The sequence below is a fragment of the Clostridioides sp. ES-S-0001-03 genome, assembly GCF_020676075.1.
GTDB lineage: Bacteria > Bacillota > Clostridia > Peptostreptococcales > Peptostreptococcaceae > Clostridioides.
Map to the genome: position 1 here is coordinate 1 of NZ_JACVWJ010000067.1, position 240 is coordinate 240.

At 31.2% G+C, this 240-nt stretch carries 1 rRNA gene; it reads right to left on the bottom strand.

Annotated features, from left to right (window positions below):
* A 5S ribosomal RNA gene (gene rrf, locus IC174_RS21530) occupies positions 1-81 on the bottom strand; the annotation flags it as partial.
* Positions 82-240: the final 159 nt, after the last annotated feature.

The following is a 240-nucleotide window of genomic DNA, read 5'->3' on the forward strand; positions in this document are numbered from 1 at the left end:
CCAAGTACCATCAGCGCTAGAGAGCTTAACTTCTGTGTTCGGAATGGGAACAGGTGTATCCTCTCTGCTATTGTAACCACATAATCTTTATGCTTAATATTACTATTAAGTTATTGAAACTAGTAAAACTAGATTCTTTAGAGTTAACACTCTAAAAACTACATATATATTTTAATTAATGAACATCAAATAATATTGGTCAAGTCCTCGACCTATTAGTATCGATAAGCTAAATACATT